15 protein-coding genes are annotated in these 17,702 nt (G+C 74.7%); 7 read left to right on the top strand and 8 right to left on the bottom strand.

What is annotated here, in order from left to right; translation table 11 throughout:
• Window positions 1-382: L,D-transpeptidase (locus ACFV3E_RS33270; RefSeq protein ID WP_500538140.1), on the top strand; the 382-nt coding region annotated here is incomplete at its 5' end.
• 90 nt (window positions 383-472) lie between these two features.
• Here the strand turns inward: ACFV3E_RS33270 and ACFV3E_RS33265 are convergent.
• The 3 genes from ACFV3E_RS33265 to xylB form a co-directional block, all read right to left on the bottom strand.
• Entirely contained in the window at window positions 473-1,360 is an 888-nt protein-coding gene (locus ACFV3E_RS33265; protein WP_500366828.1) for a prohibitin family protein, read from the bottom strand.
• 167 nt (window positions 1,361-1,527) lie between these two features.
• Entirely contained in the window at window positions 1,528-2,679 is a 1,152-nt protein-coding gene (locus ACFV3E_RS33260; protein WP_500538148.1) for an ROK family protein, read from the bottom strand.
• Window positions 2,680-2,844: 165 nt separating this feature from the next.
• Window positions 2,845-4,257, bottom strand: a complete 1,413-nt coding sequence (xylB, locus tag ACFV3E_RS33255; RefSeq protein ID WP_500538138.1) for a xylulokinase — start codon at window positions 4,255-4,257, stop codon at window positions 2,845-2,847.
• A 73-nt stretch (window positions 4,258-4,330) separates the two neighbouring features.
• Between xylB and xylA the strand changes: the two genes are divergently transcribed.
• Together xylA and ACFV3E_RS33245 are read left to right on the top strand one after the other, a co-directional pair.
• Window positions 4,331-5,500, top strand: coding sequence for a xylose isomerase (xylA, locus tag ACFV3E_RS33250; RefSeq protein ID WP_500538136.1), 1,170 nt, complete (start codon window positions 4,331-4,333; stop codon window positions 5,498-5,500).
• Window positions 5,501-5,553: 53 nt separating this feature from the next.
• On the top strand, window positions 5,554-6,057 hold the full coding sequence (locus ACFV3E_RS33245; protein WP_500538134.1) for a GNAT family N-acetyltransferase: 504 nt from the start codon (window positions 5,554-5,556) through the stop codon (window positions 6,055-6,057).
• A 24-nt stretch (window positions 6,058-6,081) separates the two neighbouring features.
• On the opposite strand, the gene ACFV3E_RS33240 is transcribed toward ACFV3E_RS33245, so the two are convergent.
• The 3 genes from ACFV3E_RS33240 to ACFV3E_RS33230 all read right to left on the bottom strand — a co-directional run bounded on the left by ACFV3E_RS33240 (window position 6,082) and on the right by ACFV3E_RS33230 (window position 9,856).
• Complete coding sequence (locus ACFV3E_RS33240) at window positions 6,082-7,092, bottom strand: aldo/keto reductase (protein WP_500538132.1); 1,011 nt, start codon at window positions 7,090-7,092, stop codon at window positions 6,082-6,084.
• A 713-nt stretch (window positions 7,093-7,805) separates the two neighbouring features.
• Window positions 7,806-9,161 carry a sensor histidine kinase gene (locus tag ACFV3E_RS33235; RefSeq protein WP_500538130.1) on the bottom strand — a complete coding sequence of 452 codons (1,356 nt, stop codon included), beginning with the start codon at window positions 9,159-9,161 and terminating at the stop codon, window positions 7,806-7,808.
• Window positions 9,158-9,856: a response regulator transcription factor gene (locus ACFV3E_RS33230; protein ID WP_500538128.1), complete on the bottom strand. Its 699-nt coding sequence runs from the start codon at window positions 9,854-9,856 to the stop codon at window positions 9,158-9,160. Before ACFV3E_RS33230 ends, ACFV3E_RS33235 begins: the two co-directional genes overlap by 4 nt.
• Before the next feature lie 152 nt (window positions 9,857-10,008).
• Between ACFV3E_RS33230 and ACFV3E_RS33225 the strand changes: the two genes are divergently transcribed.
• Together ACFV3E_RS33225 and ACFV3E_RS33220 are read left to right on the top strand one after the other, a co-directional pair.
• A complete protein-coding gene (locus ACFV3E_RS33225; RefSeq protein WP_500538126.1) occupies window positions 10,009-12,345 on the top strand; it encodes an MMPL family transporter in 2,337 nt (778 codons plus the stop codon).
• On the top strand, window positions 12,342-13,064 hold the full coding sequence (locus tag ACFV3E_RS33220; protein ID WP_500538124.1) for an LmeA family phospholipid-binding protein: 723 nt from the start codon (window positions 12,342-12,344) through the stop codon (window positions 13,062-13,064). The genes ACFV3E_RS33225 and ACFV3E_RS33220 overlap by 4 nt, the downstream gene beginning before the upstream one ends.
• On the opposite strand, the gene ACFV3E_RS33215 is transcribed toward ACFV3E_RS33220, so the two are convergent.
• Window positions 13,052-14,383: a hypothetical protein gene (locus tag ACFV3E_RS33215; protein WP_500538122.1), complete on the bottom strand. Its 1,332-nt coding sequence runs from the start codon at window positions 14,381-14,383 to the stop codon at window positions 13,052-13,054. The two genes, ACFV3E_RS33220 and ACFV3E_RS33215, sit on opposite strands and share 13 nt — an antisense overlap.
• A 325-nt stretch (window positions 14,384-14,708) precedes the next feature.
• On the opposite strand from ACFV3E_RS33215, the gene ACFV3E_RS33210 reads away from it, so the two are divergent.
• Together ACFV3E_RS33210 and ACFV3E_RS33205 are read left to right on the top strand one after the other, a co-directional pair.
• Window positions 14,709-16,142, top strand: coding sequence for an ABC transporter permease (locus tag ACFV3E_RS33210; RefSeq protein ID WP_500538120.1), 1,434 nt, complete (start codon window positions 14,709-14,711; stop codon window positions 16,140-16,142).
• A gap of 98 nt (window positions 16,143-16,240) precedes the next feature.
• A complete protein-coding gene (locus ACFV3E_RS33205; protein WP_500366811.1) occupies window positions 16,241-16,927 on the top strand; it encodes an ABC transporter ATP-binding protein in 687 nt (228 codons plus the stop codon).
• 106 nt (window positions 16,928-17,033) lie between these two features.
• Here ACFV3E_RS33205 and ACFV3E_RS33200 read toward each other — a convergent pair whose 3' ends face one another.
• Complete coding sequence (locus ACFV3E_RS33200; RefSeq protein ID WP_500538118.1) at window positions 17,034-17,546, bottom strand: hypothetical protein; 513 nt, start codon at window positions 17,544-17,546, stop codon at window positions 17,034-17,036.
• Between the last annotated feature and the right edge of the window lie 156 nt (window positions 17,547-17,702).

The following is a 17,702-nucleotide window of genomic DNA, read 5'->3' as shown; positions in this document are numbered from 1 at the left end:
GGTGATCTCCGAGAAGTTCACCGAGACCCGGATGAACGGCGCCACCGTCGGCTTCACCGACGACGACGGCAAGGGCGAGTACGACATCAAGGACGTGCCGCACGCCATGCGCCTGACCACGTCCGGCACCTTCATCCACGGCAACTACTGGGGCGCCGACTCGGTGTTCGGCGCCGTCAACACCAGCCACGGCTGCGTGGGCCTGAACGACACCAAGGGCGCCAAGGACACCTCCACGGACGCCTACTGGTTCTACACGAACTCGATCGTCGGCGACGTCGTGACCGTGAAGAACTCCAAGGACAAGACCGTCGACCCGGCGAACGGCCTCAACGGCTGGAACATGAGCTGGAGCGCCTGGAAGGCCGGCAGCGCGGTCTGAGACCGCTCCCGCCCCGGACGGCGGCAGGGGCCCGGAACCTCATGGTTCCGGGCCCCTGCGGCGTCCTCGGCGCCCTCCTCGGGCGGGCCGTCAGTCCTTCGTGCCGTCCACGATGACCGGGGAGCCGTTCGCGCCCGTGCCGCAAGGCACCGCGTACACGGGGTTGGACTTCGCGGCCTCGCGGTAGGCGTCCAGGCACTGGTTGTAGAGCACCTTGTCGCTCAGCGACCGCGCGATGATCCGGTTGGCGCTCGCGATGCCCTCCGCCTCGATCCGCTTGCGCTCCGCCTCGGCCTTGGCCGTCCTGGCCGCCTCGGTGGCCCGCTCGGTGGCCTGCTGCTGCTGGATCTTCTTGTCGATCTGCTCCTGCAACTGGTCGGAGGGCCGCACGTTGCGCAGGTTCACCGCGGTGACGTCGATGCCGCGTGGGGCGAGGCGCTGCTTGATCAGGGCGTCGATCTCCGACCCGATCCGCTCGCGGCCGGAGGCGTACCCCTCCTCGCTGCTGTGCTTGGCGAAGACGTTGCGGATGATCTCGCGGCTGTCCGGCATCACCAGCCGCGACTGGATGGCCTCCTCGTTGCCCGCCAGCCGGTAGAGCTCGACGGCCTTGGCGGGCACCACGGCCCACTTGATGGTCACGTCGGCGTAGAGCACCCCGCCCTGCGAGGAGCGCACCTCGACCACGTCCTTGTCGTGCAGATCGAGGTCGACCGGGCGCGTGGAGAACGACGTGACGTCGGTGAACGGCGACCTGAAGTGGATGCCGGAGGTCAGCGGGGAGCCGACCTTGCCGAAGGTCACCGGGACGCCGACCTCGTAGGCGCTCACGACGTGGACGCACGCGAAGACGCCGGCCAGCACGCCCGCCAGGGCGCTGAGCGCCGCTCCCAGCTTCCAGCCGACGGAGCTCTGGCCCCGGGCGACGAAGAACAGCACGACCGCCGCCATGAGCAGCAGGATGGACAGCACGAACACAGGGATCCCCCTCCGGAACACGGACCGGCGCCGCCCCCCGGCCGCGCCGCGCAGCGCATCGTAACGGCCCGAGGTGACGGTTCCGTACGTCGTGTGACGAGCCGTGACGAGCTGTTGCGAGGCTGTTGCCGGGTCCGGACGCAGGTCCTGACGGGGCGCCGCGGGGGCTACCGCGTCCGCAGCGCCTGGGGGTCGTCCAGGACCGAGCGCACCACGCTGTACGCCGCCCCGAGCAGCACGCCCTCGCGGCCCAGCCGGGACACCCGCACGGCGTCCGCGCGCCATTGACGGTCCGTCACGCGGCGGCCCAGCTCGCGTTCGACGGCCGAGCGCAGCCACGGCGCCAGCGAGGCCAGCGTGCCGCCCAGCACGACGGCCTGCGGGTCCAGCAGGTTCACCGCGCCGCTCAGCGCGATCCCGAAGGCCTGCCCGGCGGCCGCGAGCGCCTTCAACGCCGCCGGGTCGCCCTCCACGGCGGCCGCCTGGAGGGCCTTGAGCGCGTCCGGCCGCTCCGGGGCGATGCCCGCGGCGCGCAGCACGGCCTCCTCGCCCGCGTACTGCTCCAGGCAGCCGCGGGCCCCGCAGGAGCAGCGCGGGCCCGTCGGGTGCACGGGCACGTGGCCGAGCTCCCCGGCGAAGCCGCGCGCCCCGCGGAACAGCCGGCCGTCGACGACCAGCGCCGCGCCGATGCCGATCTCCGCCGAGACGTGCACGAAGTCGGTGACGCCCTCGTGGCCGCCCAGCCAGAGCTCGGCGAGGGCGCCGAGGTTGGCCTCGTTCTCGACGGTGACCGGGATGCGGGCTCCGGAGAGGCTGTCGCCGCCGGCCCGGTCGAACCAGCCCGCGGCGTCGACGTCCTCCCAGCCGAGGTTCGGCGCCCGCATCACGACCTGCCGGTCCCGGCCGACCAGGCCCGGCACGGCGAGCGTCAGTCCGGCCGCGCTCAGTCCGGCGGCCCGCGCCTCCCGCCGCACCTCGCCGACGAGCGCCGCGAGTTCGCGCAGCACCTCCGGCGCCGGACGGCCGCGGTTGTCCGCCTCGACACGGGCCCGGGCGCGCACGGTGCCGCGCAGGTCGACGGCGACGGCGGCGAGGTGGTCCACCCCGACCTCGGCGCCGAGGCCCGCCGGACCGGTGTCGTTCAGCGCCAGGGCGGTGCCGGGGCGGCCGACCGTGCCGGGGCGCTGGGTGCCCAGCTCCACCAGCAGGCCGGCCGCGAGCAGCTCGTCGACGAGGGTCGACACGGTGGCCCGGGTCAGCCCGACCTCGGCGGCGACGGCCGCGCGCGAGACCTCGCCGTGTTCCGCCACGGCTCGCATCACCAGCGCCAGATTCCGCCGTCGCAACCCCGCCTGCGACCCCGGCCCTTCCGCCACGCCCCGGTCCCCTTCCGCTCTCGTCCGTCATCCGTCCTGGTCAACGTCGTCCTGCCCCCACCCTCGCACGCCCCGCCCGGCGGCCGGACCCCGGGCGGGGCGACCGGCTCACCGCACGTCGAAGGAGTCGGCCAGCGCCGCCGCGAGGCGGTCGCGCGCGGCGTCGTCGCGCGGGACGGGGTCGTAGGAGGGGCCGGCCGTGGTGTCCCAGCGGCGGGCGACGGCCTGCGGGGACTCCCCGGTGAGCAGGCCGGCGGCCTGCGCGGCCGCGCCCAGCGCGACCAGCTCGTCCGCGACGGGGATCCGGACGGCCCGCCCCGACAGACGCCGCACGGTCTCCCGCCACGCCGTTCCGCGGGCGCCGCCGCCGATGAGCAGCAGGGGCTCGTCCGAGGTGGTGCCGTCGACCGCGAGCACCTGGTCGAGTGCGGTGAGCAGGGCGTACGCCGCGCCGTCGTACGCGGCCTGGAGGATCTGCCCGGGGGTGGTGTCGTGCCGCAGCCCGGTGAGCAGCCCGGAGGCGTACGGCAGGTTGGGGGTGCGCTCGCCGTCGAGGAAGGGCAGCAGGACCGTGCCGCCGCCCGGCTCGACCGCCTCGCGGTCCAGGGAGAGCAGCCCCGCGATCTTGTCGACGGCGAGGGTGCAGTTGAGGGTGCAGGCCAGCGGCAGCCAGTCACCGTGCCCGCCCGCGAAGCCGGCGACGATGCCGCTGGGGTCGGTGGGCCGGGTGGCGGCGGGGGTGTAGACCGTGCCGGAGGTGCCGAGGCTCAGCGCGGGCTGACCGGGGAGGAGCCCGAGGCCGAGGGCCGCGGCGGCGTTGTCGCCGGTGCCCGCGCCGACCAGGACGCCCTCGCGCAGCGGCAGCCCGGGCAGGGTGACCCCCGCGGCCTCGCCGGGGCCCAGGACCCGGGGCAGCAGGGCCGGGTCGAGGCCGATCTCGGCGAGCAGCGCCTCGTCGTACGTCTCGGTGTCCGTGGCCCACCAGCCGGTGCCGGAGGCGTCGCCCCGGTCGGTGACGCCGGCGCCGCCGAGCCGTTCGGTGAGGAAGTCGTGCGGGAGGCGCACGGCCGCGGCGGCCTTGGCGGTCTCCGGCTCGTGCTCGGTGAGCCAGGCCCACTTGGTCACCGTGAAGCTCGTGCCGGGCACGCTGCCGAAGCGCTCCGCCCAGTACGCGGCGCCGTGCCGCTCCACCAGCGCGGCGGCCTGCGGGGCGGACCGCACGTCGTTCCAGAGCAGGGCGGGCCGCAGGGGCCGGCCGACCGGGTCGAGGACGACCAGGCCGTGCTGCTGGCCGCCGACCGCGATGGCGTCGGCGCGCTCCGCGTACGGCCCGATCTGGGCGAGGGCGGCGCCGAGCGCACGCCACCACACCTCGGGGTCGGTCTCGCGGCCGGCGCCCTCACTCACTGTGTGCCGGGCCTGTCCCCTGGCCAGCACCTCGCCCGTCTCCACGTCGACTGCGAGCACCTTGGTCGACTGGGTGGAGCTGTCCACACCCAGCGCGATCGGTCCGTTACCCATCCTGCGGCTCCCTTCACAAAGCGGCGATGGCATATTAATTTGTTCAGTGGTCTTACGAATAGGAGCCGCCGCGATGAGTTTCACCCCCACCCCCGAGGACAAGTTCACCTTCGGTCTCTGGACCGTCGGCTGGCAGGGCCGCGACCCCTTCGGTGACGCGACCCGCCCCGCCCTCGATCCCGTCGAGAGCGTCAACCGGCTGGCCGAGCTCGGCGCGTACGGCGTCACCTTCCACGACGACGACCTGATCCCCTTCGGCTCGGACGACACCGCCCGCGAGGGCCACATCAAGCGGTTCCGCCAGGCCCTGGACGCCACCGGCCTGAAGGTGCCGATGGCCACCACCAACCTCTTCACCCACCCTGTCTTCAAGGACGGCGGCTTCACCGCCAACGACCGCGAGGTCCGGCGCTTCGCGCTCCGCAAGACCATCCGCAACATCGACCTCGCCGCCGAGCTGGGCGCCAAGGTCTACGTCGCCTGGGGCGGCCGCGAGGGCGCCGAGTCCGGTGCCGCCAAGGACGTGCGGGTCGCCCTCGACCGCTTCAAGGAGGCCTTCGACCTCCTCGGCGAGTACGTCCTGGAGCAGGGCTACGACCTGCGCTTCGCGATCGAGCCCAAGCCGAACGAGCCGCGCGGCGACATCCTGCTGCCGACCATCGGCCACGCGCTGGCGTTCATCAACGAGCTGGCCCACCCCGAGCTCGTCGGCCTCAACCCCGAGGTCGGCCACGAGCAGATGGCCGGGCTGAACTTCCCGCACGGCATCGCCCAGGCGCTGTGGCACGGCAAGCTCTTCCACATCGACCTCAACGGCCAGACCGGCATCAAGTACGACCAGGACCTGCGCTTCGGCGCCGGCGACCTGCGCTCGGCGTTCTGGCTGGTCGACCTGCTGGAGACGGCCGGCTACGAGGGCCCGCGCCACTTCGACTTCAAGCCCCCGCGGACCGAGGACATGGACGGCGTGTGGGCCTCCGCCGCCGGCGGCATGCGCAACTACCTCATCCTCAAGGAGCGCGCCGCCGCGTTCCGCGCCGACCCGGCCGTGCAGGAGGCGCTGAAGGCCTCCCGCCTGGACGAGCTGGCGCAGCCGACCCTCGGCGAGGGCGAGACCCTGGCCGGCCTGCTCGCCGACCGCGGTGCCTACGAGGAGTTCGACGCCGACGCCGTCGCGACCCGCGGGTCCGCCTTCGAGCAGCTCGACCAGCTGGCGATGGACCACCTGCTCGGCACCCGCTGAGCCCGCCGGAAACCGGGTTGCCGCCGGGCCCGGCCCGGCGGCACCCTGCGGGGGTGATCGAACTGCGCGTGCTCACCCCCGACGACTGGCCGCTCTGGCGGGAGCTGCGGCTCGCCGCGCTCGCCGACGCGCCGCACGCCTTCGGCGCCCGGCTCGCCGACTGGCGGGGCGACGGCGACCGCGAGGAACGCTGGCGCGACCGGCTCGCCCTGCCCGGCTCGTACAACCTGGTCGCCCTCGTGGACGGCCGGCCCCGCGGCATGGCCAGCGGCGTCCCCGGCGAACTGCCGGACAGCGCCGAGCTGATCTCGATGTGGGTGGCGGGCGAGGCCCGCGGCCGCGGCGTCGCCGACCTGCTGATCCGGGCCGTCGAGGAGTGGGCCGCGGGCACCGCGGGCGTCGCCCTGCTCCACCTCGCCGTCGCGGAGGGCAACGCGGCCGCGACGGCGCTCTACGTGCGCAACGGCTTCGCGGACGACGGGGGCCCCGGCGGGGTCATGCCGGACGGCCGCCCCGAGCGCGTGCTGACGAAGCGGCTCGCGGCGGCGCCGGCCTGATCGGGCCGGCGCCACCGGACCCGGTCACCAGGCGAAGGCCTCCGGGGCGGGACCCGGTCCGGGGAAGATCTCGTCGAGACCCGCCAGCAGCTCCTCGTCCAGCTCCAGGTCCACCGCGCGCAGCGCCGAGGCGAACTGCTCCGGCGTGCGCGGCCCCACGATCGGCCCGGTGACCCCGGGCCGGGTCAGCAGCCAGGCCAGAGCGACCTCGCCGGGCTCCAGCCCGTGCTTGCCGAGCAGGTCCTCGTACGCCTGCACCCGCGCCCGGACCACCGGGTCGGCCAGCCCCGCCGCCGACCGGCCCACCTTGGTGCGGGCCCCGCCGTCCTCCCGCTCCTTGCGCAGCGCGCCGCCCAGCAGCCCCTGGTGCAGCGGCGACCACGGGATCACACCGAGCCCGTACTCCCGCGCCGCCGGGATCACGTCCAGCTCGGCGCGGCGCTCCGCCAGGTTGTACAGGCACTGCTCGCTGACCAGACCCATCGAACCGCGGTTCGCGGCGGCCTCGTTGGCCTGCGCGATCTTGTAGCCGGGGAAGTTCGACGACGCCGCGTGGAGGATCTTGCCCTGGCGGACCAGCACGTCCACCGCCTGCCAGATCTCCTCGAACGGGGTGCGCCGGTCGACGTGGTGGAACTGGTAGACGTCGATGTGGTCCGTGCCGAGCCGCCGCAGGCTGGCCTCGACCGCCCTGCGGATGTTGAGGGCGCTGAGCCGGTCGTGGTTCGGCCACGACTCCTCGTGCCACGCCTTCCCGTCCGCCGACATGTTCCCGTAGACCTTCGTGGCCAGCACCACCTTGTCGCGGCGGCCCCCGCCCCGCGCGAACCACGAGCCGATGACCTTCTCCGTCAGGCCCTTGTCCTCGGCGGTGCCGTAGATGTCCGCCGTGTCGAAGAAGTTGACCCCCGCGTCGAGCGCGGCGTCCATGATCGCGTGACTGGTGGACTCGTCCGTCTGCCCGCCGAAGTTCATCGTCCCCAGGACGATGCGGCTGACCTTGAGGCCGGTGCGGCCGAGCTGTGTGTACCTCATGGGGCACCAGCGAACCTCTTCGAGTGAACTCCCGGCAAGTGCGTTGCCCGGGGCGGGGGGTTGTGGTTGCGGCCGGTTGTTGTGTGCGGGTTGTTTGCGCCTGCGGGCGGCTGCGCCGGGCTGCCCGGTGGTTGTGTGCGGGTTGTTGGCGCCTGCGGCGGGCGTCCACCCGCCCTCCCGCCCGATTGCCCGGCACGGTCAGTGCGGGCCCGCGCTCTGCTTGGTTGGGGTCGGTGCCGCGCCGGCGCACGTCTCCCCCAGCCTTCGGCCGGGGGGACCCCCACAGCGCTCGCGGTTTACGTCCACATCATTCGGCGCCCGGGTTCGCCGCTCGTCTCCCCCAGCCTTCGGCCGGGGGGACCCCCATGGGCGCACCCCGCCACACCCCCTCCCGCGAGTTGGGGCGACTGACGGCCGGTGGGGGGTCAGTAAGGCACTTGCGGCAACCCCGAACCGCTCTCGGAACCCCCACCGGCCGTCAGTCGCCCCAACCGGCAAGAGGGGGTGTGGCGGGGTGCCCCCGCAGGCGACGAGCGGTGCGCGCGGCGCCGGATGACGTGGGGCAGCGCCGCGAGCGCCGAGGAGGTGCCCCGGCGCGGCACCGACCCCATACGTACGCAGCGAGGCGGTCACTGACCGCGCCGGGCAATCGGGAGGGCGGCGGGGAAACCCCCAACCGCAACCACGACGGCGCCACACCCGCACACGCGCGCTCACGTACGCGTCGGCAGCCGCACCGTGAAACAGGCACCCCCCTCGGGGGAGGCGCACGCGGCGGAGATGGTGCCGCCCAGCAACGTGGTGAGGCGGTGGGCGATGGCGAGCCCGAGGCCGGTGCCGACGGGGCGGACGCCGCGGTAGCGGGTGGCGAGGGCGGCGCGCTGGAAGACGACGGTGAGGTCGTCCTCGGTCAGTCCCGGGCCGCCGTCGCGGACCTCGAACACGGCCTCGCCGCCCTCGGCGCGCAGCGCCAGCACGAGCGGGCGGCCCGCCGGGGTGACGCGCAGCGCGTTCTCGGCCAGGCCGTCGAGGAGTTGGCGGACCCGGAAGGGATCGGTGTCGGCGGGCAGCGGGCGGCCCGGGCGTTCGAGCCGGAAGCGTACGTCGTGGCGGGCGCAGCGGTGGGCCCAGACGGCGCCGGCGTCCTCCACGAGGGCGTCGAGGTCGGTCCGCGCGGCGTCGAGCCGGAAGTCGTCGGCCTCCAGGCGGGCGAGGTCCAGCAGGTCGTGGACGAAGCGGTCGAGACGGCCGGTCTCGGCGAGCAGGGTGCGGCCGGTGGCGGGAAGGCCGTCGGGGCCGATCACCCCGTCGGCGAGGGCCTCGGCGTAGCCGCGCACGGCGGTCAGCGGGGTGCGGATCTCGTGCGACACCGAGAGCAGGAACGCGCGCTGCCGGTTCTCGCTGCGGGCGAGGGCGGCGTCAAGGGCGGTGAGCGCGGCGGACAGTTCGGCGACCTCGGCCGGGCCGTCGTCCGGCAGGGCGAGCCCGCGTTCGCCGGCGGCGAGGCGGTGGGCGGTGCGGGCCGCCGCGGTCAGGGGACGGGCCAGGCGTCGGGCCAGCAGGGCACCGGCCGCACCCGCGCCCGCCAGACCGGCGGCCAGGGGCAGCGCGAGACCGCCGCGGATGCGGGCGGCGGCGTCGTCGACCGCGGTGAAGGGCTTGGTGAGCACCACCGCGCCGCCGCCCGGGGACGGATGACCCTCCACCAGCACGGCACGCCCGCCGAGGGCGGCCGTCGCCGACGCCGGGTCCCCGCCACGCAGCGCCGCGAGCACGGACGTGGTGACGGCGGGCGCCGCCGGTCCGGCCGTCGTACCGTCCGGCGCGACCACCGCGAGCTCGACGCCGTTCGACCCGGCCAGCCGCTGCTCACGTTCCAGCAGCAGGGACGACAGCGCCGGGGTGCGGCTGAGCACGTCGGCCTGCCGTGCGAGCCGGTCGCGCTCCTGCGCCTCGGCGGTCGTGCGGATCGTGTGCCACGACGCCAGCCCGGCCAGCAGCACGGCGACGGCCGCCACGGCGGTGGTGAGCAGCACGAGGTTCCCGGCGAGCGAACCGCGGCCGGTCATGCCGGGGCCGGGCAGGGTGGGGCGGCGCTGTAGCCGACGCCGCGGATCGTGCGGATCAGGGAGGGGTCGCCGAGTTTGGAGCGCAGTTGGGAGACGTAGACGTCCACCACACGGCCCTCGCGGTAGTCCGGCGCGCCCCAGACGTGGGCGAGCAGCTGGTCACGGGTGAAGACCTGGCCGGGGTGGCTCATCAGGCACGCCAGGAGGTTGAACTCCGTCGTGGTCAGGGTGAGCGGCTCACCGTCCTTGTGGACGGTCCGGCGCAACGGGTCCAGTGCCACCGGGCCCAGGGTGCGCGGCCGTCCGCCGCGGGGCGGGCCGTCCACCCGGCGCAGGACGGTCTTGACGCGGGCGACGAGTTCGCGGGGCGAGAAGGGCTTGGTCACGTAGTCGTCCGCGCCCAGCTCCAGACCCAGGATCCGGTCGGCCTCCTCGTCGCGTGCCGTGACCAGAAGGACCGGCGTCCAGTCGCCCTCGTCGCGCAGCGCGCGGCAGAACGCCGTGCCGTCGAGCCCGGGCAGCCCGATGTCGAGCACGATCGCCACGGGCCGCAGCCGGCGGGCCGCGGCGAGCCCGGAGGGACCGTCGGCCTCCATGTGGACGCCGAAGCCCTCCCGGGTCAGGTACAGCCGCTGCAGGTCGGCGATGTGCCGTTCGTCCTCGACGACCAGGACGAGGCCTCGTTCTTCCGCCATGGCCCCGATGCTAACCACCCCTGTTGCCGCGGCGCCTCGGGCGGCGGGGATCCTGACACTCCCCGAACATTCCGCCAACGCCGTCCTTGCGTCCGTCCGCCACGATGCGGACGGTGCCCGGCGGACCGGCCGGGCGGAGGGAGGAACCGGTCGTGGCATTCCCATACGCCGGCGCGGAGTCCGCACTGCTCGGCGCCACCCTGGTGGCCGGCGTCGTCGCGCTCGTCGCCGTCGTCCTCCTGCTGCGCAGGACCCGCCCGCCCCGCACCGCCGGACCCGGTCTGCTGCACCGGGCCGGACGCGGCTGCGCCCGGCACCCGTGGCGGGTGATCGCCGCATGGCTGCTGGTGCTGCTGGCCGCGGTCGCCGCCGACCGGGCCTGGGGCGGTGCGTACCAGGACGACTTCGCGCTGCCCGGCACCTCCGCGCAGACCGGCGCGGACCTCCTCGACGCCCATGGCGCGCCCGGCACCCGGGGCACCGCCTCGCAGATCGTGCTGCGGGCACGGAACGGCGGGCTGGCGGACCACCGGGACGCCGTGGCCTCGGCGGTCGCCCGCGTGGCGGACCTGCCGCACGTCCTGTCCGCGGCCGGCCCGCCGACCACCCCGGGCGCGGTCTCCCCCGACGGCGCCATCGGGTACGTCAGCGTCCGCTTCGACACGAACCCCGCGACCCTCGACCGCTCCTACGTCGCCGAGGTCGACGCCGCGGTCTCGGCGCTGCGCGCCGACGGCGTCACCGTGGAGTACAGCGGTCCGCTGGGCCAGTTGGCGCGGCCCAAGGCGGCGGACCGGGCCTCGGAGGCGATCGGTCTGGGCACCGCGGTGGCCGTGCTGCTGCTGGGCTTCGGCAGCCTCGCGGCGGCGGGGCTGCCGCTGCTCACCGCGGTCCTCGGGCTGGGCGCCGGGACGGCCGTGCTGGGGCTGCTCGCGGCGGCCTGGTCCTTCGGTGCCGCCGCCCCCACGCTGGCCACGATGATGGGCCTCGGCGTGGGCCTGGATTACGCGCTCTTCCTCACCACACGCCACCGCGGGCTGCTGCACACCGTCGACGATCCCGCGGAGGCCGCCGGACGCACCCTCGCCACCAGCGGCCGGGCGGTGATCGTGGCGGCCGTGACGGTGGCGATGGCCCTGGCGGGCCTGTACGCCTCGGGGGTCGTCTTCATCGGCACCCTCGGCGCCGCCGCGGGCGTCACCGTCGCGGTCGCCGCCGTGGCCTCACTGACCCTCACCCCCGCGCTGCTGGGGCTGCTCGGCCGCCGGATCGACCGCTGGTCGGTGCGCACACCGGTGGACGAGCCCGCCCCGGGCGGCGCCGACGTCTGGCACCGCTGGGCCCGCGCCGTCGGGCGGCGCCCCTGGCTCTTCCTCACCGCGGGCGTGCTGGCGCTCGGGGTGCTCACAGTGCCGCTGGCCTCGATGCGGCTGGGGCACGTCGACGCCGGCGCGGGTCCGGCCGGCAACACCGACCGCCGGGCGTACGACCTGCTCTCCGAGGGTTTCGGCCCGGGCACCAACGGTCCGCTCACCGTGGTCGTCGCCCTGGACCCCGACCGCACCCGGACCACGGCCGACCGGGAACGGCTCGGGGCGTCACTGCACGACGCCCTCACCGGCGCCGGCGACGTGGCCGCCGCGACCACCCCGTCCGCGACCCCCGACGGCGCCCTGCTCGTCGCGACCGTCACCCCGCGGGGCGGGCCCGAGGAGCGCTCCACCTCCGACCTCGTCCACCGCCTGCAGGACGACGTGCTGCCCGACGCCCTGCGGGGCACCGGCGCCCAGGGCCACGTCACCGGGACCACGGCGGCCCAACTCGCCTTCCGGGACGTCGTGGTGGACCGGCTGCCGGTCATCGTCGCGGTGGTCGCCGGCGCGGCCTTCCTGCTGCTGCTCGCCGTCTTCCGCAGCCCGCTGGTCGCCGTCAAGGCCGCGGTGCTCAACCTGCTGTCGATCGGTGCCGCGTACGGCGTGGTCGTGGCCGTCTTCCAGTGGGGCTGGGGCGGTCCGTGGCTCGGCGTCGGGGAGGGCGTGCCGGTGGAGTCCTACGTCCCGATGATGATGTTCGCCATCGTCTTCGGGCTGTCCATGGACTACGAGGTTTTCCTGCTCTCCCGGATCCGCGAGTCCTGGCTGGCCACCGGCGACGACCACGGGAGCGTGGCGCACGGGCTGGCCGCCACCGCCCGGGTCATCTCCTGCGCCGCGATCGTCATGACCAGCGTCTTCCTCGCCTTCCTCCTGTCGGCGAACGTGGTCGTCAAGATGCTGGCGCTGGGGCTCGGGGTGAGCGTCGTCGTCGACGCCACGATCGTCCGGCTGCTCCTCGTCCCCGCGACGATGTACCTGTTCGGCCGGGCCAACTGGTGGATCCCGCCCTGGCTGGACCGGTTGCTGCCCCGCCTGGACCCGGAGGGCGGCGGCCGCGCCGCGGAGGCCGTCCCCGCGCACGCCCGCGCCGAGGCCGCCGGGAAGACGCGGTGACGGCCGTCCGGTGGCGCCGGACCAGGACCGTGCTGGTGGCGTCCGTCGCGCTGACGGCCCTGACCGGCGGCGCCGGTGAGCTGGTCGCGCGGGGCGTCGTCCACCACCGCGTCGCGGCCGCGGCGGGCCGCGCCCTCGGCGTCGCCCCGGACCGGGTGGCGGTCGACACCGGCGGCGGGCCGGCGCTGTCCGCGCTGGCGCACCACCGCCTGGACCGCGTCGAGGTCGCCGGCGACGACGTCACCGTGGGGCGGCTGCCCGGCGCCTCGGTGCGCGTCCGGCTGGACGGCCTCCGCTTCGGCGGCGCACCCACCGTGACGTCGTCCCATGCCGACGTCCGCGTTCCCGCCGGGTCGCTGCGCGCACGCTCCGGGAGCGGCGGTAGGGACGGGGGCCTGCCGGTCACGGACGTCGTACCGGACCCGGTCGCGGGCACGCTGCGGATCGAACTCGGCGGCGGAATAGGGTGGGTGACGGTGCGTCCGGTGCTCCGTGACGGCCGGGTGGCGGTCACCGTGACCGGCGCGGAGCTCCTGGGCCGGGCCGCCGCGCCGGCGGTCGCCGACCGGATCGAGCGGCGGCTGGCCGACCGGGCCCCGCGGACGCGCTACCCCCTCGCCCTGCGGGCGACCGCGGTCGACGTCACGTCCGGCGGCCTGCACGTCACCCTCGACGGCGGCCGCGCGGCGCTGCCCCGCCGGGCGGCTCAGGCCGCCTGACCGTCCACGACGCCCTTGGCGAAGTCCGCGCGCAGCCGGGAGAGTTCGTCGTCCGGCACCGCGCGCGCCCAGGCGTCGGGGAGCCCGCGGACGGTGTGGTCCTTGGTGGTCGCGGCGCTGTAGGTGGCGGTGCAGGTGAGCGACACGGTCCCGGAGGGCTTCATCTTCTTGTGGAAGACGCAGGTCTTCACCTTGCGGCCGTCCAGGGTGATGGCGATGCTGATCTCCGCGTACACGGGGTCGTCGGTGGTCTCGGGGTCGTCCAGGGCGTCGTACAGGGAGTTCTGGAGGGTGAAGCGGGCGGTGCAACTGCTGTTGCCGCAGGGGGAGAAGCGGGCCTTCCCCGTGGTGCTGAAGCTGACCGCCGGGTCGACGGCCGACTTCAGGTCGGCGAGGTCCCGGTCGTAGGCGGTCGTGAAGGTCTCGCGGTCGGCGCCGGTGAGCGCGGCCACCGTGGTGTCCAGGCCGTCGGGCAGGGGCAGCGGCCCCGAGGCGGCGGGGGAGTCGCCCGCGGCCAGGCGCAGCAGGGTGCGGGGGGCGGAGTCGGTGATCCAGAAGCGGCCGCCGGTCGTGGTCAGCACCTTGACGGGGCGTCCGGCGACCGTGGAGGAGGAGATGGCGTCCGGACGGCCGCGGTCGGCGGCGTCACGGAGCAGCGCCGAGACGTTGGCCGGGTCCAGGGGGGTCGCCAGGTCGTCGATCTCGGGCAGGTCGGCGGAGGAGTCCAGCCAGCGGTCGTCGATCCGGTCGAGGAGGTCGCCCGCGTAGCCACGGTCCTTCCAGTACGCCCTGTCGGCCTTGGTCAGGCGGTGGTCGTCGGTGGTGAGCAGCCGGACGGTGGCGCCCTCGTCCTGCAGCGAGCCACGGCCCCAGCCGCCGGGCGTGGTCTGCAGGTCGAACGGGGTGCTCGTCCCGCTGTCGAGGGCGAAGTCGCCCCGGTAGGAGACGACCTGGGTCCCGCCCATGGTGTCCGCCGCCTCGCGCAGCATGCGCTCGGCCTCCGCCGCCGGGTCCTTGCGCGCGGTCGCCGCCGGGCCCTTGCCGTCGCCGGAGCCGCTCCAGGGAGCCCATATGAGGAGGCCGGCGACCAGGGCCGCGGTGGCCAGTCCCGCCACGGCCAGCAGCGGGCCGCGCCGCCGGGGCGGCGGTGTGGGGTAGCCGTTGTGCGGCGGGTACCAGGGCGCTTGGAGGTGGGCCTGCGGTTGCGGCGGGTACGGCGGCGACGGCGGGGGCGGCGGTCCGAAGCCGCCGCCTCCCGTGCCGCCGGTCCCGTGACCGGGGCCCCAACCGCCGCCGCCCCACGGTGTTCCGTCCGTCATATCCGCGTCTCCCCACGTCGTGCGGTCACTCGTGCCCCCGCCGATCTCCCCGCCGGGACGTTCCCCGCCGGGCGCCGACCTTCTCATCCGGCCCGCGCCCCCGCCCCGGCCTTCCGCAAATCCGCCACCGGCCCGGCCCGGCGGGCGTGCGGGGGTCCAGGGCAAGGTACTGCAGTGGCCGCACCGCCCCGGCGGGAGGGTTTCTCATCCGGCTCTCATCCACCGCTCAGGCTCTCATCACCGCTGGTTCCTACCGTCGCCGCAGTGGAGAGACAGGCACCGCCTCCCTCCCGCTTCCCGTTTTCCTGACTCGGCGAGGAATCGCATGTTCTTCACATACCTCCGGCGCGAACTCCGACGCCGCAGAAAAGCGGCGCTCGTCATCGCGATGGGCCTCGCACTGGGCATCGCCCTGGTGATCACCGTCAACTCGGTGTCGGCCGGCATGACGCAGGCCCAGGGCAAGGTGCTGCAGTCGTTGTACGGCCTGGGCACCGACATGACCGTCACCAAGGCCGCCGACCCGGACTCGTCCTCCGCGGAACGACCGCGCTTCCAGTTCGACGCGCGCGGCGACGACAAGGAGCAGAGCAGCGACCGCGTCATGGTGCAGGGCTTCCAGTCCCTGAAGTCCTCGGTCGTCGACCAGGTCTCCGAGCAGAGCGGGGTCAAGGACGCGGTCGGCGGGCTCAGCCTGGTCGTCATCAAGGTCAACGGCCAGTTCCAGCGCGGTGAGTTCCAGCAGGCCCCGGGCAGCGGCGACCGGCAGCGGGGCGGCAGCGGCCAGCCGCAGGGCACGGTGCGCGGTGGCGGAGCCAACTTCGACATCAACAACTTCACCGTCTTCGGCACGGACGTCGCTCACCCCGCCCTCGGTCCGCTGACCTCGTCGAAGATCACTTCGGGGAAGACCTTCACCAGCGCGCAGGACAACGCCAAGGTCGCCGTGCTCGACAGCGCGTACGCGAAGCAGAAGAAGCTGACCGTCGGCAAGACGCTCACGATCTCCGGCACCAAGTTCGAGATCATCGGCATCGCGACCGCCGACAGCGGCTCCTCCTCCGCCAACGTCTACATCCCGCTCAAGCAGGCGCAGACGCTCGCGGACGCCAAGGACAAGGTCACCACGATCTACGTCCAGGCCGGCGACTCCCAGAAGATCGGCTCCGTCAAGTCCGCGATCCAGAAGAACATCTCCGGTACGACGGTCACCACCTCCTCCGACCTGGCCTCGACCGTCTCCGGTTCGCTGTCCACGGCCTCGAACCTGGCGACCAACGTCGGCAAGTGGCTCTCCATCGCCGTCCTGATCGCCGCCTTCCTCGTCGCGGGGCTGCTGACCTCCTCCGCGGTCTCCCGCCGGGTGCGCGAGTTCGGCACGCTCAAGGCGCTGGGCTGGAAGAGCGGCCGGGTGACCCGCCAGGTCATGGGCGAGGCGATCGTCAACGGCCTCATCGGCGGCGCCCTCGGCATCGCCCTGGGCCTCGGCTGCGCCTACCTCATCACCACGATCAGCCCCACGCTGGACGCCACCGTCGGCGGCGGAGGGGGCGGCCTCGGCGGTCCCGGTGGCCTCGGCGGCCCCGCCCGGCGCGCGGCCGGTGACGCCGTCGAGATCGCCCTCCAGGCACCGGTCAGCGTCAACACCATCGTCCTCGCGGTGGTCCTGGCGGTCGCGGGCGGTCTGATCGCCGGGACCTTCGGCGGCTGGCGGGCCTCGCGGCTGCGCCCGGCGGACGCCCTGCGCCGCGTCGAGTAGCCGTACCCGCCCCACGAGACCGGGGGCCGCGTTCCGCACGTTCCCCCCGGCGTGGCGCTGCCCCCGCCCTTCCCCTTCAGGACTTCAGGAGTCACCTCATGTACAAGCTGAGCGGCGTGACCAAGCGCTACTCGCGCGGCAAGGACACCGTGCACGCGCTGCGCGGCGTCGACCTCGTGATCGAGGACGGCGACCAGCTCGTCATCCAGGGCCCGACCGGCGGCGGCAAGTCGACGCTGCTCCAGATGCTCGGGGGCCTCGACCGCCCGACGGAGGGCTCGGTGGAGCTGGACGGCACCGACCTGGCCCGGCTGAGCGAGGCCCGGCTGACCAAGGTCAGGTCGCAGAACATCGGCATCATCTTCCAGAGCTTCAACCTGATCCCGACCCTGACCGCCCAGGAGAACGTCGAGACCGCCCTCGTCCCGCTGGGCGTCAAGGCCTCCGAACGCCGTGCCCGCGCCGCCGAGGCGCTCGCCTCCGTCGGCCTCGGCGACCGTCTGCACCACCTGCCGGGCGAGTTGTCGGGTGGTCAGCAGCAGCGAGTGGCGATCGCCAGGGCGCTGGTGAAGCGCCCCAAGGTGCTGCTCGCGGACGAGCCCACCGGAGCCCTCGACGAGGGCACCCGTGACGAGATCCTCGCCCTGCTGGAGGGGCTGTGGAAGGAGTACGGGCTGACCTTCGTCATGGTCACCCACGACTCCGCCATCGCCCGGCGCGCCACCCGGGTCGCCACCATCAAGAAGGGCCGGGTCACCGTCACCGAGCGGACCCCCGCGGCCTGAGACCGCGGCACCCCGGCCCCCAGCCCCCCGTACCCACCCCGGTCCCCACCCCGGTCCCCACCCACCCCCGGCCCCCGGCGCGCGACGCCGGGGGCCGCGCGGTGTCTCAGTCCGTGACGCCCAGGTCCTCGCGCATCAGCCGCTGCAGCGTCCGCAGCAGCGGTTCGGCGTCCTTCAGGTCCTCCAGCGCGCCCTGCGGGCTCTCGCCGTCCCGGGTGAGGCCGCGGTCGAGCCGCTTGGCCGCGGCGTCCGCCGCCGCCAGGACGCGGTTGACGTCCCGCGAGGCCGCCAGGACGCGCTCCGGGACGATCATCTGCGCCTCGGCGTACCGGTCCCGGTACTCCCGGCGGGACTCCTCGACCTGATCCCGCTCCTCGGCGGAGTAGACGCCGTCCCTGATCCGGTGCAGGGCGTCCTTCAGCAGCGTGTGGAACTGCCGCGAGGCCCGGTTCACCGCCGTGTACGCCGCCCGCCGTTCCTCGAACCGGCGCAGCCGTTCCGCCTCGGCGGCCTCCGCCAGGCGCCGCCGGTCGGTGCCCCGCTGGGCGAGCACGGGCGCAAGCAGGGTGCCGAGCACTCCGACGACGGCGGTGATCATCGCGCCGAGCGTGGCGTTCATGGTCCGCTTCCTATCCCGCCCGTCCGGGCGTGGGGAGCCGGCCGGTCGCGCCGAGCGCCGGCCGGCAGCGTGCGCAGGCGGGCGACCCCCCCCCGCCGGCGCGCCGGGCCCGGGGGGGCGCCCCGCGGCCCCCCCCGTGGGGGGAGATAGCCAGGG

This window comes from Streptomyces sp. NPDC059718 (assembly GCF_042733315.1).
In the GTDB taxonomy this organism is placed as follows: domain Bacteria; phylum Actinomycetota; class Actinomycetes; order Streptomycetales; family Streptomycetaceae; genus Actinacidiphila.
This window is presented reverse-complemented; position numbering and strand designations above follow the sequence as displayed.

Coding starts and splice junctions, on each gene's coding strand:
- ACFV3E_RS33260 (WP_500538148.1), bottom strand. CDS start 2,679: ATGCGAGCCGTGGCGGAACACGGCGAGGTCTCGCGCGCGGCCGTCGCC.
- xylB (WP_500538138.1), bottom strand. CDS start 4,257: ATGGGTAACGGACCGATCGCGCTGGGTGTGGACAGCTCCACCCAGTCG.
- xylA (WP_500538136.1), top strand. CDS start 4,331: ATGAGTTTCACCCCCACCCCCGAGGACAAGTTCACCTTCGGTCTCTGG.
- ACFV3E_RS33240 (WP_500538132.1), bottom strand. CDS start 7,092: ATGAGGTACACACAGCTCGGCCGCACCGGCCTCAAGGTCAGCCGCATC.
- ACFV3E_RS33235 (WP_500538130.1), bottom strand. CDS start 9,161: ATGACCGGCCGCGGTTCGCTCGCCGGGAACCTCGTGCTGCTCACCACC.
- ACFV3E_RS33230 (WP_500538128.1), bottom strand. CDS start 9,856: ATGGCGGAAGAACGAGGCCTCGTCCTGGTCGTCGAGGACGAACGGCAC.
- ACFV3E_RS33215 (WP_500538122.1), bottom strand. CDS start 14,383: ATGACGGACGGAACACCGTGGGGCGGCGGCGGTTGGGGCCCCGGTCAC.
- ACFV3E_RS33210 (WP_500538120.1), top strand. CDS start 14,709: ATGTTCTTCACATACCTCCGGCGCGAACTCCGACGCCGCAGAAAAGCG.
- ACFV3E_RS33205 (WP_500366811.1), top strand. CDS start 16,241: ATGTACAAGCTGAGCGGCGTGACCAAGCGCTACTCGCGCGGCAAGGAC.
- ACFV3E_RS33200 (WP_500538118.1), bottom strand. CDS start 17,546: ATGAACGCCACGCTCGGCGCGATGATCACCGCCGTCGTCGGAGTGCTC.